Source organism: Embleya sp. NPDC050493, from assembly GCF_044458105.1.
Lineage (GTDB): Bacteria > Actinomycetota > Actinomycetes > Streptomycetales > Streptomycetaceae > Embleya.
Map to the genome: position 1 here is coordinate 1 of NZ_JBITHP010000029.1, position 23,548 is coordinate 23,548.

The 23,548-nt window shown below is 72.4% G+C and carries 20 protein-coding genes; 10 read left to right on the forward strand and 10 right to left on the reverse strand.

The window, feature by feature from the left end:
* The 3 genes from ACIBM5_RS37820 to ACIBM5_RS37830 all read right to left on the reverse strand — a co-directional run.
* Positions 1 to 1,067 (reverse strand): M4 family metallopeptidase (locus ACIBM5_RS37820; RefSeq protein WP_396011259.1); only part of this gene is annotated, 1,067 nt, incomplete at its 3' end.
* 318 nt (positions 1,068 to 1,385) lie between these two features.
* Positions 1,386 to 3,023: a CocE/NonD family hydrolase gene (locus ACIBM5_RS37825; RefSeq protein ID WP_396011260.1), complete on the reverse strand. Its 1,638-nt coding sequence runs from the start codon at positions 3,021 to 3,023 to the stop codon at positions 1,386 to 1,388.
* A 216-nt stretch (positions 3,024 to 3,239) separates the two neighbouring features.
* Positions 3,240 to 4,280, reverse strand: a complete 1,041-nt coding sequence (locus ACIBM5_RS37830; protein WP_396011261.1) for a P1 family peptidase — start codon at positions 4,278 to 4,280, stop codon at positions 3,240 to 3,242.
* A 360-nt stretch (positions 4,281 to 4,640) separates the two neighbouring features.
* On the opposite strand from ACIBM5_RS37830, the gene ACIBM5_RS37835 reads away from it, so the two are divergent.
* On the forward strand, positions 4,641 to 5,372 hold the full coding sequence (locus tag ACIBM5_RS37835) for a spermidine synthase (protein WP_396011262.1): 732 nt from the start codon (positions 4,641 to 4,643) through the stop codon (positions 5,370 to 5,372).
* Positions 5,373 to 5,495: 123 nt separating this feature from the next.
* Here ACIBM5_RS37835 and ACIBM5_RS37840 read toward each other — a convergent pair whose 3' ends face one another.
* Both ACIBM5_RS37840 and ACIBM5_RS37845 read right to left on the reverse strand, forming a co-directional pair.
* On the reverse strand, positions 5,496 to 6,398 hold the full coding sequence (locus ACIBM5_RS37840; RefSeq protein WP_396011263.1) for a serine hydrolase: 903 nt from the start codon (positions 6,396 to 6,398) through the stop codon (positions 5,496 to 5,498).
* Positions 6,399 to 6,447: 49 nt separating this feature from the next.
* Positions 6,448 to 7,293, reverse strand: coding sequence for a M55 family metallopeptidase (locus tag ACIBM5_RS37845; protein WP_396011264.1), 846 nt, complete (start codon positions 7,291 to 7,293; stop codon positions 6,448 to 6,450).
* Positions 7,294 to 7,549: 256 nt separating this feature from the next.
* Between ACIBM5_RS37845 and ACIBM5_RS37850 the strand changes: the two genes are divergently transcribed.
* The 8 genes from ACIBM5_RS37850 (at position 7,550) to ACIBM5_RS37885 (ending at position 17,320) form a co-directional block, all read left to right on the forward strand.
* Positions 7,550 to 9,025, forward strand: a complete 1,476-nt coding sequence (locus ACIBM5_RS37850) for a serine hydrolase domain-containing protein (RefSeq protein WP_396011265.1) — start codon at positions 7,550 to 7,552, stop codon at positions 9,023 to 9,025.
* On the forward strand, positions 9,022 to 10,593 hold the full coding sequence (locus ACIBM5_RS37855) for an ABC transporter substrate-binding protein (protein ID WP_396011266.1): 1,572 nt from the start codon (positions 9,022 to 9,024) through the stop codon (positions 10,591 to 10,593). Before ACIBM5_RS37850 ends, ACIBM5_RS37855 begins: the two co-directional genes overlap by 4 nt.
* On the forward strand, positions 10,590 to 11,591 hold the full coding sequence (locus ACIBM5_RS37860; RefSeq protein WP_396011267.1) for an ABC transporter permease: 1,002 nt from the start codon (positions 10,590 to 10,592) through the stop codon (positions 11,589 to 11,591). The genes ACIBM5_RS37855 and ACIBM5_RS37860 overlap by 4 nt, the downstream gene beginning before the upstream one ends.
* 2 nt (positions 11,592 to 11,593) lie before the next feature.
* Entirely contained in the window at positions 11,594 to 13,450 is a 1,857-nt protein-coding gene (locus tag ACIBM5_RS37865) for a dipeptide/oligopeptide/nickel ABC transporter permease/ATP-binding protein (protein WP_396011268.1), read from the forward strand.
* Complete coding sequence (locus ACIBM5_RS37870) at positions 13,447 to 14,319, forward strand: ABC transporter ATP-binding protein (RefSeq protein ID WP_396011269.1); 873 nt, start codon at positions 13,447 to 13,449, stop codon at positions 14,317 to 14,319. The genes ACIBM5_RS37865 and ACIBM5_RS37870 overlap by 4 nt, the downstream gene beginning before the upstream one ends.
* A complete protein-coding gene (locus ACIBM5_RS37875; RefSeq protein ID WP_396011270.1) occupies positions 14,316 to 15,245 on the forward strand; it encodes a GNAT family N-acetyltransferase in 930 nt (309 codons plus the stop codon). Before ACIBM5_RS37870 ends, ACIBM5_RS37875 begins: the two co-directional genes overlap by 4 nt.
* Positions 15,246 to 15,401: 156 nt before the next feature.
* Positions 15,402 to 15,656, forward strand: a complete 255-nt coding sequence (locus tag ACIBM5_RS37880; protein WP_396011271.1) for a hypothetical protein — start codon at positions 15,402 to 15,404, stop codon at positions 15,654 to 15,656.
* Positions 15,653 to 17,320 carry a PucR family transcriptional regulator gene (locus ACIBM5_RS37885; protein WP_396011272.1) on the forward strand — a complete coding sequence of 556 codons (1,668 nt, stop codon included), beginning with the start codon at positions 15,653 to 15,655 and terminating at the stop codon, positions 17,318 to 17,320. Before ACIBM5_RS37880 ends, ACIBM5_RS37885 begins: the two co-directional genes overlap by 4 nt.
* A 127-nt stretch (positions 17,321 to 17,447) precedes the next feature.
* Here the strand turns inward: ACIBM5_RS37885 and ACIBM5_RS37890 are convergent, their stop codons facing one another.
* Both ACIBM5_RS37890 and ACIBM5_RS37895 read right to left on the reverse strand, forming a co-directional pair.
* Complete coding sequence (locus ACIBM5_RS37890; protein ID WP_396011273.1) at positions 17,448 to 17,690, reverse strand: LapA family protein; 243 nt, start codon at positions 17,688 to 17,690, stop codon at positions 17,448 to 17,450.
* A gap of 75 nt (positions 17,691 to 17,765) precedes the next feature.
* Entirely contained in the window at positions 17,766 to 18,578 is an 813-nt protein-coding gene (locus ACIBM5_RS37895) for a SpoIIE family protein phosphatase (protein WP_396011274.1), read from the reverse strand.
* Between the two features lie 270 nt (positions 18,579 to 18,848).
* Between ACIBM5_RS37895 and ACIBM5_RS37900 the strand changes: the two genes are divergently transcribed.
* On the forward strand, positions 18,849 to 19,751 hold the full coding sequence (locus ACIBM5_RS37900) for a hypothetical protein (protein WP_396011275.1): 903 nt from the start codon (positions 18,849 to 18,851) through the stop codon (positions 19,749 to 19,751).
* A gap of 45 nt (positions 19,752 to 19,796) precedes the next feature.
* Here ACIBM5_RS37900 and ACIBM5_RS37905 read toward each other — a convergent pair whose 3' ends face one another.
* The 3 genes from ACIBM5_RS37905 to ACIBM5_RS37915 all read right to left on the reverse strand — a co-directional run bounded on the left by ACIBM5_RS37905 (position 19,797) and on the right by ACIBM5_RS37915 (position 23,481).
* Complete coding sequence (locus tag ACIBM5_RS37905) at positions 19,797 to 20,429, reverse strand: AAA family ATPase (protein WP_396011276.1); 633 nt, start codon at positions 20,427 to 20,429, stop codon at positions 19,797 to 19,799.
* 107 nt (positions 20,430 to 20,536) lie between these two features.
* Positions 20,537 to 21,733, reverse strand: a complete 1,197-nt coding sequence (locus tag ACIBM5_RS37910; protein ID WP_396011277.1) for a type III PLP-dependent enzyme — start codon at positions 21,731 to 21,733, stop codon at positions 20,537 to 20,539.
* On the reverse strand, positions 21,730 to 23,481 hold the full coding sequence (locus tag ACIBM5_RS37915) for an IucA/IucC family protein (RefSeq protein WP_396011278.1): 1,752 nt from the start codon (positions 23,479 to 23,481) through the stop codon (positions 21,730 to 21,732). Before ACIBM5_RS37915 ends, ACIBM5_RS37910 begins: the two co-directional genes overlap by 4 nt.
* Positions 23,482 to 23,548 lie beyond the last annotated feature (67 nt).

A 23,548-nucleotide genomic window follows, 5' to 3' on the forward strand; every position in this document is an offset into this window, starting at 1 on the left:
CCCATGATGTCGCCGGTGGACTCGCCCAGGCCCGGTTCGGTGCCTGCGCCGCCGGGGGTGAACTGGTCGATGCCGTGGCCGAATTCGTGGCCGACGACGTCCATGGACGCGATCCACTGGTTGGACTGGTTGTGCCCGATGGAGACGGAGGAGCCGTCCCAGTAGGCGTTGACGTCGTTGAGGCCGACCTTGACCGGCCAGCTCCCGCCGGTGCCGTTGTGCCCGTTGCGACCGAGCCAGTCGCGGAGCATGTTCCATTCCTTCTGCGCCGCCCACATGACGTCGGCGCAGCCGGTCTCCTTGCTGGACGCCTGGCCGTTGCCCCACGAGTCGCTGGACTTGGAGAACACCTGGCCGGTGCTGTAGTCCGCGCAGGTCAGACCGGGACGGTTCGGGTCGCGCAGCGAGTAGGTGCCGTTGTTGTTGGTGGTGTCGATGGCCAGCGGACTCGGGCCGTTCCATTGGCTGTTCGCGCTGCCGGCCTTGACGTCGTCGACGGTGTCGAGCACCGTGCCCGTGCTCGCATCGACGAAGACGTGCAAATGGCTGGGCGCGGACGTGGTACGACCGGCCAGGACGGTTTCCCAGGCCAGGGTGCTTCGTCCGTCCTTGACCCGGACGACCAGGCGGTGCGATTCGACCTTGTCGACCGCGGCGAGCCTGGTCCTGGAGGTGGCCTCGGCCGCGGCGGCGTCGATCCGCGCCGTGGTGTTCGCCGAGATCCGGGTGCTGGTGGCGGATTGGGTCGCGCGGACGCGGCCCTGGCCGTCGGCGAGTACGACGGCGTCGCCGCCGACCACCGGGATGCCCCGGTAGGTGCGCTCGTAGGCGACGGAGTAGAGGCCGTTGACCCAGGGGGTCACCGCTTGGCGCTGGTACTCCTCGTCGGGACCCTTGGCGAGGGTGTCCAGACCACTGGCAGCGGCCCGGTCGGCGGCGGAGACCGCCAGGGCCTGCGAGCCGGAAGGGGAAGGCGGATCGGCGGAAGCCGACTGCGCGGTCGTGGAGACCGCCAACCCGGCGAGCACGGCCAGGACAGTCCCGGCCGTCACCGTTTTGCGATTCATCGAGGCTCCTTGAGTGGAAGGTAGACCTCGACCACGAATCCGGCTTCGCCATGCGTGTCCGCAAGGAGAGCGAACCGCCGACGAGCGTGGCCGCCGGGTTCGTGCCCGATCGGCAAACGCTCACACGGTCGGCCTGCCCCGTTCAATGCGCGTTCGAGCGGTCGGCAAAATCTGTCAAACTCCGTGTTGTGCACGAGAGTTGCCCAGGACGGAGAATACCGGGACAGGGAACCGCGCGACGGGGCTGCCCGGCGCGGGGCGCGACGACCGGAGAGTCGCACCGGCGCCGGGCAGCAGGCACGATCGACTACCGCATCGTCAACTCACCGGCAGTTCCAGGTAGGACGGGTCCTCCTCGGAGGGGGAGACGGTGATCGTGCTGCCCTCGACCGGCGCCGACCCGTAGAAGGGGTCGAACGTGTCCAACACCAGCATCACCCGGTGGCCGGCTGCGACGTCGTAACCGGTGGCCTGAAGTGCGATGTCCAGGGCGACCGGCTGTCCGGCCGTGCCCTCGACGTCGGTGAACGGCGCGTGCGTGACGATGTGGGCCTTGCCGTCGGCGTCCACGTCGAAGAGGTGCGCGATCAGCGAGGGCGTCGGCCCCTGCGCCGTGTAGGTCAGATGCAGTCGGGGGACGCCGCGCAGCTTCAACGCGACGGGCAATGGTGCCGTGCTCCAGACGCCCGCGTGCGCACGGTCGATCTCGTCGGTCGGGTAGACCTTGGGCAGGCCGGCCATCTCCGCGTAGCCGGAGAAGATGATCTTGTTCGCGACGGTGGCCGGCGTGTCCGCGCCGGACCGGAAGATCACGTCCGTGTCGAGTCCGGGCTTGTCGGCGAGCGTGCCGTCGCCGCCGTTCGAGGGGCCGGACAGGTAGAGCCGTTCGGTCCGTCCGGTGACCGCGCCCCACGTGGGCTGCTCCTCGATCGGGCCCTTCCACATGATCTGCGTGACCACCTGGCCCTCGGTGTCGATGCCGTTGGGAACGTCCTTGAGGTGGTGGTCGAACCACCGGTGCGCGTCCGCCCAGATCCGGTTCGGCAGTCCGATGATGCCCGGCGACTCCGGCCCGGAGTGGTCGCCGATGGACAACAGGAGGCGTTTGGGGCCGGTCAGCGCGTTGAACATCTTCAGCGTCTGGTTGGTGGGGAACAGCGTCTCGTGCCACGCGTTCGCGTACAGGATGGGCACGCCGCGGCGGTTGATCTTGCCGACGTGGTGGTGCGGCGACCGCGGCAGCGCCCACTCCAGGGACGGGCGCACATCCGGGTTGGACAGGACGTCCTCGAACGCCTGCCGCGTGCGTTCGCTCAACCGGGCCTCGGCCGCGGCGCCCAACAGCGTGGAAACCGCGGCGAGATGCCGGGTGCCGTTCTCGTAGAACGCCTCGCCCAGGTCGCCCCACGTGCTCAGCGCCACCACCGCGTCCACCCGGATGTCCTCGGCGGCGACCAGTTGGCTGATGCCGGAGCCGTAGGAGTCGCCCAGGAAGCCGACGGCGCTGATCTCGCCCCGGGCCCGGTCCGTCACGAAGTCGATCGCCGCGCTGCCGTCCGCGACGTCCTCGGTGCCGGCCACCTCGACCTCGCCCTCGGACGCGCCGAACCCCCGTGCGGTGTAAGCCAGTACGTGGTAGCCCTTGAGGGCGAACAGGGTCGCCTGGACCACGTAGACGACCCAGCCCAGATTCACCCACGGCGACGGCATCACGATCAACGGCCTGGACCGGTCGTCCCGGTGCAGCCAGAGTCCGCCGTCCAGTCCGACACCTCGGTCGCCGGGCACGGTGACCCTGCTGAAGTCGGCCCGGGCCCGGGCCTCCTCGATTTCGGCCGCCCTGGCCGGGGCGAGGCGCCCGACCTGCCCGGTCTCCAATGCCTCGACGACCTGCGTCAAGGTCGCCTCGTCCAGTTCGGGGTACAGGCTGATCGGCTGCGGTTGCTGTGAACTCACGTCGGTCCCTTCCCACTTCATCGGATCGCGCGAACGACGCCGACACCCGCCGGTGATAGCGGTAGGTATCGACTCGTGAACACAGTGTCATTACGCGGTACGTTCCGGTGGGGAAATGGCAGGAAAATCCGAAGTGGGAAACACTCGTTCCGGTGCGCCGGCCCTTTCGCTACCCTCGGCCGACCTCGGCGCACCGGGCCGGGCGCGCCGCGTCGCTCATCGGAGGGCGCGGCGGACGGCCGCGTGCGGCAGCGCGTACGCCCGGTGCCCGGCCGGGTCGTGGACCGTGTCCGCGGCCAACAGGGCGTCCAGGACCGCCTCTTCGACGGCGTCCATGGTCGCCGTGAACACCGTGTCGAGCAGTGCCGAGGGCAGCGGCGCGGCCGCGCCCGGCGGTGCGGTGGAAAAGGCCATCCCGTAGTCGCCGCTGCCGTGCGCGAACGCCGCGCCGACCCGGGCCAGGGCGAACACACCGCGGCCGGCGATCCGGGTCAGCTCGCGCGTGGAGCAGGGCAGGTCGGTGCAGACCACGACCACGCACGAACGCTCCTCGCGGGTGGGCCCGGCAGTCGGCAGGCCCAGCGAGGCGGGCCGCATCACCTGGCCGCCCAGGCGCAGTTCACCGGACATATCGGCCCGGACCAGGACGCCCACGGTCGCCTCGCCGCCATCCGTCGGCACCCGGCGCGACGCGGTGCCGATGCCCGCCTGGTAGCCCAGTGCGCAGGCACCGGTGCCGGCACCCACGTTGCCCTGCGGCACCGGGCCGGTCGAGGCGCCGGCGAGCGCGGCGTGCACGTGCGCCGCGGTCAACGGTCGCGGTCCGGCCTGGGACGGCCACATGTCGTCGATCCCGCCGAACACCGGATCGACCCGGATCGGCGCCGGTTCGGCCCGCCCCGGCAGCCGGGTCGCCGGGGGGTCGACCCGGAAGGCGGACGGCGTGGACGTGAGCAACAACGGAGTCTCCAGTTCGCCGGGTTCGACCGGTCGGGTGGCTCCGACGAACCTTCCGTGGCCGCCGCCGGCGAACCGCCCGGCGCGCAGCGGGCCGTGCGTGTGCAGCGCGTCCGGCACGATCGCGGTCACCCCCGAGTACGGCCCCGCCTCGGCGTCGCACAGCGTGGTGTGGCCCACGCGGACGCCCGGCACGTCGGTGATCGCGTTCCACGTCCCGGGATCCAGTGGCCCCAGTGCGTGGCCGAAGTCGCGGATCCGCGGGCGCCCTCCGGGGCGGTCGGTCGCGAGTGCGGTCATCGTCGGGCTCCAGAGGTCGGTTCCGCCGGCATTCGCATGGCGTCACTCTCCGCCGGCCCACACCGGGCCGCACCGTCGCCGCCGACGAAAGATCGGCCTCGACTCCGTGGCCGCCACCAACCCGGTCACGGCGCGCGCCGGACTCCGCCGGGCCGCCCGAACGCCGCCCCCACGCGCCGGACCTCCGGGATCCGCGCGGGTGTCCGGTCGCGAGCCCGGCCGCCCCGCCCGCCGGGAGTCGCGAGCACGACCGCTGCCGGGTCCCACCCCTCGCGCCCGGCGGCGGCGGTGCCGTGCGCTCTATAGGCTGACCACCCACTGGCGCCGGAGAGCGGCACCGACACGGTTGAGGGTGCACGGATGAGCGCGCGTTTCGAGGAACTCGACTGGCGGCCGACGCCGATGGGCGAGATCAGCCTGCGCCGCAGGCGGGACCCGGCCACGGGCGAGGACGTGTACGAGGTCAAGCTCGGCGACGAGTTCCTGATGTCCAGCCTGTTCACCGCGGGCGAGATCGCCCTCACCCGACTCGGCCTGGCCGCGCTGCCCGATGCCGAACTCGACGTCGTGGTGGGCGGGCTCGGGCTCGGGTACACCGCGAAGGCGGCGCTGGACGACCCCCGCCTGCGCAGCCTGATCGTGATCGACGCGCTCGGCGAGGTGATCGACTGGCATCGGCGCGGCCTGGTGCCGCTGGGCGCCGCACTGGCGGGCGATCCCCGCTGTCGGCTGGCCCGGGGCGACTTCTTCGCGTTGGCGGGTGATCCCCGGGGGTTGGATCCACAGGCACCGGGTCGGCGCTTCCACGCGATCCTGCTGGACGTGGACCACTCGCCGCGGCACGTGCTGCACCCCAGCCACGCCGCGCTCTACCGGCCCGCCGGACTGCGCGCGCTGGCCGATCGGCTGCACCCGGACGGCGTCTTCGCGCTCTGGTCGAACGACCCGCCGGACGCCGAGTTCGGCGCGGTGCTCGCCGAGGTGTTCGCGGACTCGGCCGCGCACGTGGTCGACTTCGACAATCCGCTCCAGGGCGGTACGGCGACCAACACCGTGTACGTGGCCCGCAGGGCGGGAGACCCCGCGTCCTGACCCGGCGGGACGGCAAGCCGGGTCGAGGACGCGGGGTCCCGGGCGTGTTCCCGAGCCCCCTCCGGAACACGCGCTGATGCCGTACCCGGCGACAGGGCACGGGTCGCCGGGTACGGCATCGGATCAGGCGCGCAGGTGGTCGATCGCGGCCCGCGCGGCCAGGCCGATCGCGGCGTCGGCGCGCGGGAGGCGGAAGCCCATCGACTCCGAGCGCAGGAACACGCCGACGGCGTAGCGCTTGCCGTCCGGGTATTCCACGACGCCGGCCTCGTTGCGCACACCCCACAGGGTGCCGGTCTTGCCGGAGACCCGGATCTCGTCCCCGAACGTGCAGGACAGTCGGTGCGGCCAGATCTGCCGGCCCATGATCTCGCGCACCTCGGCACACGCCTCGGCGGGGCCGGCCTCGTCGCGCCAGATGGCGGCGAGCAGCTTGGTGATCTCGCGCGGGGTGGTCGAGGCGGTGTGCTCGGGGTCGCGCACCGCCAGCGTGCGGAGCCGGTCGGGGGTGACCTGTGCGAGCTGCTCGTCGGCGTCCGCGGCGTCGCGGTCGATACCCAGGTCGCTCATCACGCTCGCGAACAGTTCCTTGCAGCCGGTCACCGAGGTGGCGTGGCAGCCCAACTCGTCCAGCGTCGCCCGCACGTTCTTGCGGCCGACCAGGCCGAGCACCACGTCGGTGGCCGCGTTGTCGCTCATCGTCATCATCATGTAGGCGAGGTCGCGCGCGCTCATCTCGACGTCGTGCATGCAGCCGTCGGTGCCGATGCCGTCGCCTTCCTTGTCGGCGTCGGTGACCAGGTGCCGCCCGGCCCGATCCAGCCGGCCCGAGGCGGCCTGGCGGGCGTACTCCAGGGCGATCGGGATCTTGAAGACCGAGGCCAGGACGACCGGGGCGTCGGCCCGATAGTCGACCTCGTCGTCGCCGTCGAGGTCGCGTACGTGCAGGTAGCCGTCGACCTCGGCAGCGTCGAAGATGTCCCGGATGGTCTTGGCGGGCTCGATCGGCTCTCGGCCGGTGCTCATGTGCGCTCCGTGAATCGTCGGGTGGGCCCGCAGGGCCCGATGGGGGTGCTCAGCGCTTGCCCGTGTTCGGCAGGTGGTTGGCGGAGGCGTGCGCGGCCACCGAGTACCAGAGGTTGATCACGTCCATCAGCGTGTCCGGGTCCGCCACCGTGCACTGCACCGTCAGCAGATCCAGGCGTTCCGCGCCGGGTACCGAGGTGGCGAACTCGGCGGCCAGGGGGAGTTGGAAGCCCACCTCCAGCACCAGTTCCTCGGGCATCGGCAACGCGTGCAGCGAGGACGCGTTCGCGACCGCCAGTGCGGCCTTCTCCCGGATCAGGTCCCGGGCCAGGGAGGGGTGCATGGTGTCCGCCGCCGCCCACCCCTCGGCGGACTTGACCTGCGCGGTGACCACGCCGGGGAACGCCTCCTCGGCGACCGAGCACACGTGGTTGTCGCCGGTGACCAGCCCGATCGGCACGCTGTGCCGGGCCGCGAGCAGGGCGATGACCTCGGCCTCGGTGACGTGCCGGCCGTTCAGCTTCACCGAGGTGAAGTTGCCGGAGAAGGTGTGCGAGAGCACGCCCGGCTTGCCGGCCGCCGCGTGGTAGCCGACGAACAGGGCCACCGCGTGCTGCGGGCCCAGGCCGTGGGCCATGCACTGGGCCTTGGGCGAGCCGAGGATCATCCGGGCCCGGGGATCCAGGTCCTCGGCGATCAGGTTGTCCATCGTGCCGTGGCTGTCGTTGATCAGTACGCGCTCCGCGCCCGCCGCGAAAGCGCCCTCGATCGCGGCGTTGGCCTCGCCGGTCATCAGGTGCTGGGCCCGGGGATAGCCGGTGCCGCCGCGCCAGATCTGGTCCAGCGTGGCGATGCCCGCCACGCCCTCCATGTCGATCGAGATGTACACGTCCATCGGTTGCTCCCGCCTCGTCGCGTTGCCCGTGGCCGGCCCGATTCGCGTGCGTCCTCGGCAAACCGAGGCGGTCGGTGCGCGGACCGTCGGCGGCCACTGCCGAGGATTGCCGGAAGCGGTGCCGCTCGGCGTCGGTGATTCGGACAGGTTCATCGGCCGTTCTTCGTCCACGACGACGATTCGAGGCCTTCGGGCGCTGCCTACCGTGATCGTCCTCTGCGGCACTCGCCGCCGCCTTCCCAGGAGGTACCCCACGATGGGACGATCCGAGGTGCCCGGGCCCGCTGCCCGGACACTGCCGACGCCCGAGTATCTAGCGACCCGACTCGGCGAGCTGGCCAAGCGTGGCAACATCCCCGGCGCGAGCGTCGCGGTACGGATGGGCGATGAGACGGTCACGGCCGCCACGGGTGTGCTCGACGTGGAGATCGGGTACCCCGCGACGCCGGAGTCGATCTTCCAGATCGGATCGATCACCAAGGTCTGGACGGCGACGCTGATCATGCAGCTCGTCGACGAGGGCGTGCTGGACCTGGACGCCCCGGTGCGCACGTACCTGCCGGACTTCAGGATCGTGGACGAGGCCGCCGCGCAGGTGGTGACGACGCGGCAGCTGTTGTGCCACACCGCCGGGTTCGAGGGCGACCTGTTCGACGACCACGGTCCCGGCGACGACGCGGTGGCCGAGCTGGTCGCGGGACTGGCCCGGGACGCGGGCCAACTCTTCCCGCCCGGCGAGATGTTCTCGTACTGCAACACCGGCTTCGTGGTTCTCGGCCGGCTCGTCGAGGTGCTCACCGGGCAGACCTGGGAGGAGACGCTGCGCGAGCGGATCGCGGTGCCCCTGGGGTTGTCCCGGGTGGCCACCAACCCGAACGAGGCGATCCTGCACCGGGTGGCCATCGGGCACGGGGCCGGGCCGGACGGGACCCCCGTCCGGGTGCCGAAATGGGAAGGGCCGCGCTCCAACGCACCGGCCGGCTCGACCCTGACCACGACCGCGAGCGATCTGGTCGCCTTCGCCGCCGCGCACGTCGCGCGGGGACTGCTCCCGGACGGGACCCGCCTGCTGTCCGAGCAGTCCGCGCTGGCCATGCGCGAGCCGCAGGTCCAGGTGCCCGACATCGGGGCCGTGGGCACCGTGTGGGGACTGGGCTGGAACCTCTTCGACTGGGTCGGCGGCCCGGTGATCGGGCACGACGGCGGCGCCATCGGCCAGAGCGCGATCCTGCGGGTGGCCCCCGAGAGCGGCGTCTCGATCGCCATCCTCACCAACGGCGGCGACCTGACCGTGATGTACGACCTGGTCCGCGACGTGTTCGCGACGAGTGCGGACGTGGTGGTCCCGGAGCCCGCCACGCCCCCCGTCGAGCCGCCGGCGGTGGACTCGCGCTTCTTCGTCGGCCGGTACGCCTCACAGGCGATGGTCTTCGACGTGGCGGAATCCGAGGAGGGATTGGTGCTCACCACGCGCAACATCGGCGCCGCCGCCGAGATGTCCGGCGGCGACCACGTCCGCACCACCGCACTGGTGGTCCGCGACGCCCGTACGCTGATCGAGGTCGAACCGCGCGGCGCGCGACATGCGCAGTACGCCTTCCTCGGGGACGGCGACCGGGCCCGCTTCCTGCACATGACCCGTGCCCTCCCGCGGATCGCGGCCGGCGAGTCGGCCGTCGCATCCGTCGCCGGGCACGACGCGGTCGAGTGTCCGGCCGGGGGGGCGAGATGAGACGCGCTCCGCGCGGGGCCGCCGCAGCCGTCGCGTTGGGCCTGTTCGCCGCCGGCTGCGGCGGCACCACGGCCGATGGCGGCGCGGGCGACGGCGACACCGTCACGATCGCCATCGAGGGCGACCCCGGCAACATGAATCCGTTGACCACGCTGAGCTCGTCGGCCGTCACCATGAACCGGTACTCCTACGACTCGCTGATCAACGTCGCGCCCGACGGGCGGATCGTCTCGGGCGTCGCCGAGAAATGGACCTCCGACGCGACCTCGGCGACCTTCACGATCCGACGCGACGTGATGTGCGACAGCGGCAGGGCACTGACCCCCTCCGACATCGCCGCCGAGTACGCCTACATCGCCGACCCGGCCAACAAGTCGCCGCTGTACGGCCTGATGGTGCCGCCCGGGACCGTTGCCACCGCCGACGACGCGGCCGGCACCCTGACGCTGAAGACCTCGGAGCCGGCCCCGTTCCTGGTCCGCGGCACCGCGATGTTGCGCGTGGTGTGCCCCGACGGCATGCGATCGCCCGACGGCTTGAACCACGCGTCCGACGGCACCGGTCCCTACCGACTGAGCCAGGTCGTCCCGGGCGACCACTTCACCTTCACCAAGCGCGCCGGCTACGCCTGGGGGCCGGACGGCATCGGCAGCGCCGACCTGCCCGACCGGGTGGTCTTCAAGGTCGTCACCAACGAGTCCACCAGAGCGAACCTGCTGCTCGGCGGGCAGATCAACGTCGCACCCATCATGGGCGCCGACCGCACCCGACTGGCCGCGGCCGGCCTCAAGTCCAACATCCAGCGCGACCCCATGGGGATGCTGGTCTTCAACGAGGCCGCCAACCGGGTCACCGCCGATCCCCTGGTGCGCCGGGCGCTGATCCAGGCGCTCGACCTCAAACAGATCGGTGCGGTGGCCACCGGCGGCAAGGGCCAACCCGCCACCCGCGTCGGTGTCACGATGGGGCCGCCCTGCACCGACGACGCGGTCACCCAGTACCTTCCGCCGCACGACGTGGCTCGGGCCGCGGACGCGCTGCGGACGGCGGGCTGGAAGAAGTCCGGCGGGTACTGGACCAAGGACGGCAAACAGCTGTCGATCTCCATGCCCTACCCCGGCGTGTTCGGCAACCAGCTCATCGCCGCCGTCGAGCTGGCGGTCAAGCAATGGAACTCGTTCGGCGTCAAGGTCAGCACCCAGCCGACCACCGCCGCGACGAATGCCACGATCCTCATGGGCGGTCAGTGGGAAGTCGCGTGGGCGCCGCTCTCGGTGACCACACCCGACCAGGCCCTCCCGTTCTTCATGGGACCCCCTCCTCCGCAGGGGCTCAACTTCGGTTCGCTGGACAACCCCGAACACAAGCGTTTCGTGGCCCTCGCCATGGCCAAGCCGGACACCTCCGGCTGCCCCGAGTGGACCGCGGCCGAATCCGAGTTGATCAAACGTCTCGATGTGGTGACCTTCATGGACTCGATGACCCCCTATTTCGCTCGGGGCTACAACTTCCAACTCGACGGTGGCGGTCCCATTCCGACCACCCTGCGCAAGGTCGGTGGCCGATGAGCACCGCAGCCAGTACCGCAACCCCGGCCGGCCGGCTGATCGACTTCCGGCTCGGCCCCTGGACCTCCTTCTTCGTACGCCGCACCGGGCGCCTGTTGGTTTCGCTCGCCGCACTGGTCACCGCGGCCTTCGCGATGATCCACTTCGTCCCCGGCGACCCGGTCCGCGGCGCCCTGGGACTCAACGCCACGCCCGAGGCGGTCGCCGCCCGCAAGGAACAACTGGGCCTGGACGACTCGCTGATCGACCAGTACAAGCACTTCGTGAGCGGGCTCTTCCACGGCGACCTGGGCGAATCGATCACCGCCCGGGTCCCGGTGTCCCGGATGATCGGTGACCGACTGCCGGCGACCATGGAGATCGCGATCTACGCGTTCCTCCTGGTGATGCTGGTGGCCATCCCGCTGGGCATGGCCATGGCCGTGTGGACCCGCAACGGCCGGCGCCGGCGCGGCGAGCTCGCGTTCGCCTCCTCGACCGGGGCGATCGTGGCCATCCCCGAGTTCCTCCTCGCCGTAGGTCTCGCCTCGGTGTTCGGGGTCTCGCTCGGCTGGTTCCCGGTGGCGCTGCGCGAAGGGCCGGACTCCTACGTCCTGCCGGTGCTCGCACTGGCCATCACCCCGATCGCCGCGCTGTCGCGGATCGTTCGGGTCGAGGCGCTGCGCGTCTTCGAGACGGACTACATGCGCACCGCCCGGGCCAAGCGACTGCCCGGTCGACTGGTCTACCTGCGGCACGCGCTGCCCAACCTGCTGACCTCCTCGCTCACCCTCGGCGGCCTGCTGCTCAGCGGCCTGCTGGCGGGCACCGTGCTGATCGAGAACGTCTTCGCGTGGCCCGGCCTGGGCATGACCATCGTCCAGGCGATCCTGCAGAAGGACTACCCGCTCGTCCAAGGCATCGTGCTCGTGTACGGAGCCGCCGCACTCACGATCAACTTCGTGGTCGACCTCGCCGTCGCCGCCGCCGATCCCCAGTCCACGATTCGCGGGAGCTGACGATGTCCAAGGCACCAAGACTCCGCCTCGCCCTGCGCACCCCACTGGGGATCACCGCGGCCGTCGCGAGCACGCTCATCCTCCTGACGGCGATCTTCGGACCCATGCTGCTCGGCGACACCGCCGACCGGATCGACACCGACGCGATCGGCCGACACAGCGGCACCGAGCACCTGTTCGGCACCGACGCGCTCGGTCGCGACATCGCCGCCCGAGTGGTGGTGGCAACCCGGCTCACGCTGGAACTGACCCTGTTCGCCACGCTCATCGCGGTCGTCGGCGGCCTGGTCCTGGGCGTGCTGCCGGCCGTCCTCGGCCGCCGCGCCGGGCGCCTGGTCACCTCCGTGGTCAACCTGCTCGTCGCCTTCCCCAGCCTGCTGTTCGTGCTCTTCCTCGCGGTCATCTTCGGCGTCGGCACCTTCTCCGCCGCCTTCGCCATCGGCCTGGGCGCGGCCCCCAGCACCGCCCGACTCGTGCAGAACCTGACCGCCTCGGTCGCCGGCACCGACTACGTGGCCGCGGCGCGGATTCTCGGCGTCGGCCGCTTCCGGATCGTCGTCCGGCACATCCTGCCCAACATCGCCGAACCCGTCGCGCTGTTCGTCTCGACCGCCGCCGCGGGCATCCTGGTCGCCTTCTCCGGTCTGTCCTTCCTCGGCCTGGGCGTGCAACCGCCGGACTACGACTGGGGACGCCTGCTCAACGAGCAACTCGACCGGGTCATGGTGGACCCGATGTCGGCGGTCGGCCCGGGCGCCGCGATCGTGCTCACCGGCATCACCTTCGGCCTGATCGGCGAGGTGGTCGCCAAGGCGAACGCCGGCCGCACCGCGCCGCAACCCGAGATCAAGACCGCCGAGGCGATCTCCGAGGCGCCCGCCGAGGAGACCACGTCCGGCCTGCTGAACATCGACCGCCTCCAGGTCCGCTTCCCCGGCCACACCGCGGTGCACGACGTCTGCCTCACCGTCGACGAGGGCGAAGCGGTCGGCATCGTCGGCGAATCCGGCTCGGGCAAGAGCCTGACCGCACTCGCCGCGGCCGGACTCGTCCCGCACCCCGGCCGGGTCAGCGCCCGGACGCTGCGCTTCGGCGACCGGGACCTGAACAAGCAGGCGCCCAAGGGCACTTCGATGGCCATGGTGTTCCAGGACCCGATGGCCTCGCTCAACCCCGCGCTCACCGTCGGCCGGCAACTCGCCGAGGTGGCCGAGGTGCACCACAACGCCGGGCGCGCGGCGGCCGTCTCCCGGGCCGTCTCCCGCCTGGACGCGGTCGGCATCATCAACCCCGAACTGCGGGTCCGCAAGCGCCCGCACGAGTTCTCCGGCGGCATGCGCCAACGCGTGATGATCGCGATGGGCCTGATGGGCGAACCCCGCCTGATCATCGCCGACGAGCCGACCACGGCCCTGGACGTGACCGTGCAGGCCCAGGTGCTGGCCCTGCTCCGGGACGTGCGCACCGAATCGGGCGCCGCGCTGCTGCTCATCTCGCACGACATCGCCGTCGTCTCCCAGGTGTGCGACCGCGTCGTGGTCATGTACGCGGGTCGGATCGTGGAGGAACTCCCCGTCGGAGACCTCGCCGACGGTGTCGCCCACCCGTACTCGGCCGCGCTGATCGGCGCGGTGCCCAGCATGACCACCGACCGGGACATCCCGCTGGCGACCATCCCCGGCCGCCCGCCCGAGCCCGGCGAGAAGAGCGTCGGCTGCCCGTTCGCGCCCCGCTGCGCCCGGGCCACCGACCGCTGCCGCACCGAGGAGCCGGTGCTGGAGCGGATCGGCCCCGGACGTCGCGTCGCGTGCTGGGACCCGATCATTACCGCCACCCACGAACTGGAGGAGGCACGATGAAAGCCGTGAGCACGGTGGATTCCGCCACCGCCGAAGCCGCCTCGGGCCCGGCTGCGAGCGCCACGTCCGGTTCGCTCGAACTGCGCAACATCACCGTGCGGTACGGACGCGGCCGCAACGCCTCCACCGCCGTGGACGACGTCTCCCTGGACGTGCCCGCGGGCAGCGTGGTCGGCCTGGTCGGCGGCTCCGGGTCGGGCAAGTCCACCCTGGGCCGGGCCGCGGTCGGGCTGGTGTCGATCGACTCGGGACAGGTCCTGGTGGACGGCGTCGACCAGGGCCGCAAGCCCGGGCGCAGGCCGATCCAGCTGGTCTTCCAGGACCCCTTCGCGTCGCTGAACCCGCGGCTGACCATCGGCGGCTCGGTCGCCGAGGCGCTGCCGCGCAGCGACCGTGCGACGCGGGCGAGTGAGGTGGCCCGCTACCTCGACCTGGTCGGTATCGACCCCGGCGTCGGCACCCGCCTGCCGCACGCGCTCTCCGGCGGCCAGCGCCAGCGCGTCGCACTGGCCCGCGCGCTCGCCGCCCGGCCGGCCGTGCTGGTGGCCGACGAGGTCACCTCCGCCCTGGACGTCTCGGTCCAGGGCGCGGTACTCAACCTGATCCGCGACCTGCAACGCGAACTCGGCTTCGCGATGTTGTTCATCTCGCACAACCTGGCCGTCGTGCGCTACCTGGCGGACCGGATCGCGGTGATGGACCGAGGCGTCCTGGTCGAGTGCGGTCCGGCCGCGCAGGTCCTGGAGAACCCGGAACACGAGTACACCCGGGCCCTGCTGTCCGGTGTGCCCACGATCGGCGAGCCGTTGCCCGAGCGGGCGGCGGTCGAATCCGCGATCGACGCGGAGACGGAGGCAACGGCCCGATGACGCCGACACCGGCGGGGGCGCGTACCGGCGGCGACCTGTACCGCGCCGACCGCGAACCCGAACCCGATTCCGGTGCACTTCGCGACCGCGCGGCCGAGGCGGCCGACCGCGCGGCTCGCGCGGCCCACGTCGAGATTCGCGAACTGCACACCCTGGGCGAGATGGCCGACGCGTGCGACCTGTTCCAACGTGTCTGGCAGCCCGACCCGACCAACCCGATGATCAACTCCGAGCTGATGACCGTGGTGTCACACGCCGGCGGTTTCGTCGCGGGCTCCTACGAGGGCGACCGGTTGATCGGCGCGGGTGTGGGCCTGCTCTCCACCGACGGCCTGCACTCGCACATCGCCGGCGTCGACGAACGCTCACGCGGACGCGAGGTGGGCTACGCGCTCAAGGTGTACCAGCGCGCATGGTGCCTGGAGCGCGGGATCACCCGGGTCACCTGGACGTTCGACCCCCTGGTCGGGCGCAACGCCTACTTCAACCTGGCCAAGCTCGGCGCGACACCCGCCGAGTACCTGGCCGACTTCTACGGGCCGATGTCCGACGCCATCAACGGCGACGACCTCTCCGATCGGCTGCTGGCCCGGTGGGACCTGGGCAGCGACCGGGTCGCGCTCGCCTGCGCCGGCGTACCGCAGCCGGTCGACACCGCGGATCTGGCGGGAGAGGTCGTGATCGGCCTGGACGCGGCCCCCGACGGGCGGCCGATCCAGGGCCGCACCGACGGGGACGTGGTGCTCGTGGCGGTGCCGCGGGACATCGAGGCGCTGCGCCGGACCGACCCGTCGGCGGCGCGGGGATGGCGGCTGGCGGTGCGCGAGGTGCTGGGCGGGCTGATGGCCCAGGGCCGGCAGGTGCGCGGCTTCGGCCGGGACGGACGGTACGTGCTCGACCGCGGACCGGAGGGGCGCCGACCGTGAGACTCGAGATCGTGCGGGATATGCCGTTCTTACCCGCCCATATCCACCCCAAGATCGTTTAGACTCCGCCCACGGGCCGGCCAAGACGACACGGCCGGCCCCCGGGCTCGACAGGCTCGACGGGGGACCTGTGTCGACGGATTGGATGCCCTTGTCGTGAACGTGTCGAGCAACGTGGATGTATCGGGTGGCCTGAACATGCCGAGCAGGACGAGCGTGCCGAGCAGCGCGGATGCGCCGAGCAGCGCGGATGTGCCGGGCGGCACGAACGTGCCCGGTGGCATGGACGTGCCGGGCAGCGTGGACGCACCGAGCGGTGGGCGCGTGCCCGATGGGGTGGACGCGTCGGGCACCGGGCGCATATCCGTCCGGGGCGGCGCCCCCGCCCACGTGCCGGTGGGCAGCCGATGACCGGGCGTCCGCGCGCCGTCCTCGGGCGCATCATCGACGACCTCGGGTCGACCCTGTTCGCGGTGGCGGCCGGCACGCCGGATCCCGACCGCGAGATCACCGGTGTGCTCATCCACGACCCGCACGACGAACCCTCCCACCCGCCGGGCGCGGTGATCCTGGGCGTCGCGGTCTACGGATCCGCCGCCATCGCCACCCTGGTGCACCGCGCCGCCGGACTGGGCGCACCGGCCATCGTGGTCCGCGGCCCGATCGTGGTGGACGCCGAGGTCGAGGCGGCCGTGGCGAGCACCGGCGTGGTGATCCTGTCGCTCACCCCCGGCGCGTCCTGGTCGCAGGTCACCACCCTGCTGCGGGCACTGCTCGCGGTGGACGAGGTGGGCACCGCGCAGAGCGGCGAAACCCTCGACGGGGCGCCGGCCGGCGACCTGTTCGCGTTGGTCAACGCGATCGCCGCGCTGCTGGACGGACCGGTCACGGTGGAGGACCGCAGCGGGCGGGTGCTGGCCTTCTCCAGCCGCCAGGACGAGGCGGACGAGCCCCGGATCGCCACCATCCTGGACCGGCAGGTGCCCGCGGAGATGTTGCGCATCCTCGAGGAACGCGGCGCCTTCCACGCCCTCTACCGCAGCGAGGGACCGCTCTACCTGGTCGGCGTCTCCGACCTGCCCCGGGTGGCCATCGCGGTCCGGGCCGGGGACGAGATCCTCGGTTCGATCTGGGTCGTGGTGCGCGAGCCGCTGTCCGAAGAACTGGCCCGATCGCTGACCGAGGCGGCCAAGGTGGTCGCACTGCACCTGCTGCGCCGCCGCGCCGGCGCGGACGTGGAGCGCAGACTGCGCACCGACCTGCTCGCCACCGTGCTCGAAGGCGGCCCCGCGGCGGTCGATGCGGCCGGCCGACTGGGCCTGGCCCACCAACCCGCGTGCGTGCTCGCACTCGCCGTGGTCGGCGACTCGGCACCGGCGGAGCGCAGCGCGGAGGAACACCGGATCGTCGACGCGCTGGCCCTGCACCTGGCGGCGGTCCACCCGCGCACCGCCACCGCACGACTGGGCGGCTTCACCTACGCGATCCTGCCCACCGAGTCGGATGCCAGGGCGGTCCGGCTCGCGGAGGAGTTCCTGGCCCGGATCGGCGGCCGGATCGACGCGGTGGTGGGCATCGGTCGAGTGGCCGCGCGCGAGGTGGACCTGCCCTCCTCGCGCGCGGACGCGGACCGCGCACTGCGGGTGCTGCGCGCGGGCCGCTCGTCGCTGCGGGTGGCCCGACTGTGCGACGTGTACGTGTCCTCGCTGCTGGTCGACGTCGCCGACCGGGTCGCGGCCACCGACGACGCGCCGGCGGGCCCGGTCACCCGGCTGCGCGCCTACGACGCCGAACACGACACGCATCTCACCGAGACCCTCGCCGCGTGGCTGGACACCTTCGGCGACGTCACCGCGGCCGCGGCGGCCGTGCACGTGCACCCGAACACGTTCCGCTATCGACTGCGCCGACTGTCCGAGGTGGGCGCGATCGACCTCGCCGACGGGGATGCCCGCTTCGACGCGATGTTCCAGCTCCGACTGCACGGCGTGCACCCCAACCGCGCGCACCCCCGATCGAACGCGGCGGCCGGGCGCCTCGCCGCACCGACGGCGCTGCGCGGGCCGGGCGTCTGACGGCGCTGCGCGGGCCGGGGCGTACGGCGCGTTCTGCCGAGCCGCGGGTCGGGCGCGCCGGCCGGCCGGCCCGCCGCAGGTGCCGCTCGGCCGCGGGCGTCGCTCATCGGCCGGCCGCGGGCGTCGCTCAGCGGGGTCGGCGGTTGCGGCCGACCAGCCATCCGATGAGGGCCCCGACCAGGAAGGCGCCGGCCAGCACGAACCACAGCGGCGCCTCCACCTTCGGGATCCAGAAGCGGATCTCGGTGCTCCCGGTGTTGGCCAGGACGAACCAAACGCTCAGTACGATCACAACGACGATCACGATCAGCCGCACGGTGATCCACGAACCGTGCTCCGCCGTGCCGCGCCTGGGTGAGGTTTTCGCCATGTTCGAACGGTAGGACGGGGTGGGCACGGACGCGCTGTGGGCGGGCCGAACGGGTGGGCGGGCGGCGCGGTGTGCTCAGGCCTCGGGCGGCTCCGGTCGGCGTGGCTCGTCGGGCTGCGGTGGTGGCTCGGCTTCCAGCAGGAACAGTGCCGCATCGCCGGTGTAGGACGTGCCGAAATGCGCGTCGACGTCCACCACGAGCCGGTCCAGCGCGCCGGCGAAGTCGCCGTGCAGCCGATCGGGCGCGCGCTCGGTCAGCGGGTAGTTCCCGTCGCCGGTGCCGGACGTCTCGGCCGGGTCGTCGGTGTACAGCAGGACCCGCTCACCGAGACCGACCGCGACCGCCAGCTCCGGCGGGCGCAGGCTGCCGGGGGCCAGCGCACCGATCGGCGGGGTGGCGAACGCCGGTTCGAGGCCGAGCACGCGGCGACCGACCACCAGGAGCGGGGTCGGGTAGCCGCGATTGATCAGGGTGAGCGAGCCGATGCCGGCCGGATCGCCGACGTGTTCGACCAGGAGCACCCGAACCAGGGCCCGATGGCCGCGGCGATGCTCGTCGCGCAGCGACAACGCGACTTGATGCGCGATCTCGGACAGGGTCGGCGTGCTCGGCGCCGCCGCGGCGAAGGCGGTGAGCACGCCCGCCACCCGATCGGGTGCGCACAGTGGGTCGCCGGCCACGTCGCCGAAGATCGCCCGGGTGCCGAGCGGGGTGTCCCGGACCTGGCCGAACCAGGCCCGCGGGCTCGCGGACGGTGGACCGGGGATCCGACGGGTGGCCACGCGCAGACCGGGCGCCTCGGCAAGGGTGGTCACCCTCGGGTCCGGCCCGATGTCGAGGGCCGGCGACACACCGGAGGGGTCGGTCGATCCGGTGCCGGCATTCACGGGAACTCCTCGGCGGTGCTTCATGCCCACCAGCGTTCACCCCACCACCTCTCCTGAAACGAACCGCCACCCCGACACCGCCCCCCACGACCCACCACCCCCGCCCCCTTCCGCCGCCGCGCCGTTCGTGTCCCGCGTCGCACACCCCGCGCGTCCATGGGGTGCCCCGCGCTCCGTGTGTGGGTTGCCGTTTCTGTTGGTGGGGCTCGGTTCAGGGGTTGGTGGGGGTGGGCGGGGGGCAGCGTTTCGGGAGGGAGACAGGAGGCTGCGGTGGGCGAGGGCGAAGGTGTGGGGTCGGCGGAGGCCGGCGAGCAGGCGATGACCCGGTTCGACGACATCTATGACCGGCCGGACCCGCGGGCCTTTTTTCGGGCACTCGGAGCGTTCGAGTACCAGACGCCGCATCATGCCCAGCGGATCTTTCGGCGCATGCTCGCGATGCGAACCGGCAGCGGCGGCCGTGACGGTCGTGTCGCCTCGGCGCCGGTCACCGTGCTCGACATCTGCTGCTCGTATGGGATCAACGCGGCGCTGCTCAACCACGACGTGACGCTGGCCGAGCTCTACGACCGGTACGGCTCCGCGCCGATCGCCGCGCTGGACACCGCCGAGCTGATCGAGGCCGACCGGGCCTTTTTCGCGGCCCGCCGCCGCCCGGATGCGGTGCGCGTGGTCGGTCTCGACGTGGCCGCGAACGCGGTGTCCTACGCCCGGGCGGTCGGCCTCCTCGACGAGGGGTTCGCCGAGAACCTGGAGTCGGCGCCGCCCTCGCCCGCGCTGCTCGCGGCCGCGCGGTCGACCCGGCTGATCACCGTCACCGGCGGCGCCAGCTTCCTGTCCCCGCGGAGCTTCCGGCCGTTCCTGGCCGATGCCCCGGAGCCCGCGTGGGTGGCCGCGTTCGTCCTGCGCACCGGGTCCTACCAGGCCATTGCCGACGGTTTGAGCGCACACGGCCTGGTCACCGAGAAGGCCGCCCCGCACACCTTCCCGCAGCGCCGGTTCACCAGCGAGCGGGAGCAGCGCTACGCCGTCGAGGCGGTGACCGCCGCGGCCGAGGACCCCCGGGGCAAGGAGAGCGCCGGCTACTTCCACACCGCGCTGCACCTGTCCCGCCCGCCGCAGGACGCCACGGCGTTCCCGCTCGCCGGCCTCCTGTCGCCGGCGCAGGACTGACCCGCGTCCGGCGGGCCTTCGCTCCGGCAGGATCCCCCGCGCGGATCAGAAGAACCGGATGTGCCGAACGCCGGTCCAGGCCCGGCGCAGCCGACCGCGCAGCGGACCGTCGGTGTTCGGGGCCAGGGCCAGGCCGGCCGAGTCGGCGATGCGATCGGCGACCCCGGCGACGTCGATGCGGTCGGTGTGGATGTGCTCGGCGAACGCCGGGGCCGCCAGCCGCTCCAGGCACAGGTCCAGCCTGGACACCGCGAAGGTCTCCCCACGCAGCGGCGCCGCTCTGCCGGCCACCACCCGCACCGCGTGCCCGAGGCCGCGCTCGCGCAGCCGCCGCAGGATCGTCTCGCGCTCGGCGAGCAGCGTGAAGTGCCGCACGTCGTGGCCGCGTTCACGCAGGCGTCCGACGGTCTCCCGGAAGTTGCCCGGCTCGATCACCGTCATCGGCGCGATCACCGGGCCGTCCTGCCCGGTCAGCACCCGGTCCAGCACCTCGAACACGCCCTGCCGCCAGGCGGGCAGATCCTGGAAGTCGCCCCGCAGCGCCGGGGGCATCATCCGGTGCATGCCGAAGCCGACCTGTTCCGGATCGCAGATCACGCTGCCGGGCAACCGCCGGGACAACTCGTGTGCGGTCTGGGTCTTGCCGACCCCGAAGGGTCCGTTGATCCACAAAAGCATGCGTCGACCCTACGAGTGCGACGACAATCCCGGAGCCGGGCCGTGATCGCCCTCGCGAGCAACCGCTCCGGCACCCGCCGCCGCCGCCCGTTTCGGGATCGCCGCGATCACAGGTAGTGGAAGGTCGGGTGCGGGTGCATCAGGAAGTCGTGGTGGGAGATGTTCCACGCGTAGGCCCCGGCCAGCGCGAAGACCACCCGGTCGCCGACGCGGAGCCGGGCGACCGGTCGTCGGCGGGCGAACACGTCCTTGGGGGTGCACAGTTGACCGGTCAGGGTGACCTCGGTGTCGTGGATCTCCGGTCGCGGCCACGGGTAGGGCCACGGGCTCGTGATGGGCACGACCACGCACGGCTGGTCGTGGCCCTTGGCCGCGGGGGTGCGCAGGTGGTGGGTCCCGCCGCGCAGCACGGCGAACGTTCGGCCGTGGCTGTGCTTGAGGTCGAGCACCTCGGTGGCGTACCAGCCGCAGTACGCGGTCAGTGCCCGGCCGGGCTCGATCCGCACGGTGAGGTCCGGTCGGCCGGCCAGGAGGCGGCCCAGACCGGCGCCGAAGCGGGGCCAGTCGAAGTGGGCTGCCGGATCCGCGTAGTCGACCGCCATCCCGCCGCCGATGTTCACCTCGGGCAGTGCGATCCGGTGTCGCAACGCAGTTTCCCGCGTCCACAGGAGGATGCGTTCGGCGACCGCGAGCTGGGTGTCCGCGTCCAGGCCGCTGGCCAGGTGCGCGTGGATGCCGCGGATCCGTGCCCGACCTGCCTCCGGCCCGGCGAGCAGCCGCAGACAGGCCTCGACCTCGGGCGGATCCATGCCGAACGGACCGGAGTCGCCGCCCATCGTCAACGCCGCACCGTGCAGCACCTCCGGCCCGAGCGGCAGGTTGACCCGCAGCAGCACGTCGACGTCGCGCTCGGGCCGGAACCGCTCGGCCAATGCGATCAGTTGGTGCAGCTCGTGGCGGCTCTCCACATGGAAGCGCCCGACCCCCGCACGCAGCGCGGCGATCAGTTCGTCCACCGTCTTGCCCGGGCCGCCGAAGGCGAGCGGCACGGTGGGCAGATGGGCCAACACGTGGGCGAGTTCGCCGCCGGAGGAGACCTCGTAGCCGCTCACGTCGGCGGCCAGCGCGGCCAGGATCTCCGGCGCGGGATTGGCCTTGGCCGCGTAGTACAGCTCGACCCGGGCCGGCAACGCGGCGCGCACCGCCGCCACGTGCGCCCGCAGCGAGCCGAGGTCGTGGATGTAGGCGGGGAGTTCGGCGGCATCGAGGTTCGCCACCCGGGTCCGTACGGCAGGGGTGATCATCGGGCGCTCCGGGCGGGTGTGCGGCGGACCCCGTCGGGGCGGACCCCGCCGGGAATCGAGGCGGCCAGGGGTGAGGGGATGCGCAGGTACCGCGCCTCGCGGTCGGCTCGCCGCTCCCAGCGGGCGAGCAGGTTGCCCTTGGCAGGCAGCGGACCGCCTGCGAGCAGCGCCCGCAGCGGTGCCGGTTCGCCGTGCTCGGCCGAGCAGTTCGCCAGCACCGTGCGCACCCGTGCCCACAGCCGGGCCTCCAGCTGCGGATGCAGATCGGTCAGCGCGGCGAGCATCTCGGCGATGTTGTTCACCAGCAGGCAGTAGGCCACCCGATCCCAGCCGCGTCGGGCGGTGTACGTCATGGGTTCGGCGACCGAGGGCGGCAGCGCGGCCAGGGTGGCGGCGTGCGGTCCGGGCAGCAGTTTGGTGCCCTCCATGTCGCGGATCAGCACCTGTCGGGGCCGGCCGCCGTCGTCGACCGCGAGCAGCACGTTCTGCAGGTGCGGCTCCAGCACCACGCCGTGCGCGAAGTAGGCGGCCAGCACCGGCGGCACCAACAGCCGCAGGTAGTCGTCCCACCAGCGCAGCGCCGCGTGCGGTCCGGCACCGGGCGGCAACCGGGAGACGTGGGCGGACCCGGTGGCATACTCGGCGGCCACGGCGCCGGCCAACAGCGCCGTCAGCCCCGGCCGCAACCGGGCGTCCAGGCCGTCCCGGACGATCACCCCGAACCCTTCGAGCAGGTCGGGTGCCACCGCCGCCGACACACTGCGGTACGCGGGCTCGCCGAGCATCGCGAAGTCCGGGTATCGGGCCGCCGATCGGGCCAGGACCGGGGTCAGCGCGCGGGTCAGCGCGACCGCCCCGGACAACTCGTAGGCGGCGTTCCTGCGCACACAGTTGGTGATCCGCACATTCAGCCCGAACTTGAGGAACACCCCCGCGCCGGCGAGCGTGCGCACCGACGCCGTCGCGGTGAACGGGTCGCCGCCCGGACCCAGGTCGAGCACGTCGCCGCGGGCCAACGCGGCTTGCAGGCGCGGGTGTTCGGCGAGGAGTTCGAACTGCCACGGGTGTGCGGGCAGCAGCGTGTATCCGGCCGGGACCGAGCCGAGTCGGTCCAGCACGGCGGTGTCGGCGGCGGAAAGCCGCTCCTGCGCGATCAGTTCGGTGCGGACCGCCAGATGCCGCAGGCGGAACGCGGCCCGGGCCTCGGGCGCGTAGGCCGCCCACGTCGCCGGGTCGGCGCCGCGAGCCTTGGGGGTGGGATGGAAGCGGTGCCCGAACAGCAGGGCCTGCTCCGATTCCAGGTAGCGCGAGGCGGGGCGGGCGGCCTCGCGGGCCAGACCCGCCGCCACGCCGGCATGGCTGGAGGCCAGTTGGCCGAGGAACTCGTCGTTGCCGACGCCGGTGCGCAGACCCAGTTCGGTGTGGATGCGCTCGGCCAGCTCCGACCAGGTCAGCACGCACCAGGCGGACCCGCGCAGTTCGGCCGCCGGCCCGATGAACCGGTGGTCGCCCAGCAGCGAGGTGCGCCGCAGCCGGACCCGCAGCCACGTCCCCGAACGGGCCAGGTGCAGCCGGAGATGGCCGGCGTCGCCGGGCTCCACGAAGCTGCCTGCCTCCGGGCCGCACACCTCGCGGTGCAGGCAGTTGAGCAGGGTGTGCGCGACGGCGTCGTCGGCCGAGGGCAGCCCGGGCGGCGCGGGCGAGGCAGGGGCGGAGGTGGTTCGGGGTTGGGCCGACGGGAACGGCATGGGCGACTCCAGCGGTTCGAGGGCGGTGTCGGGACGTGTGGGGGATGCGCCGGTTCGAGGTGGGCGG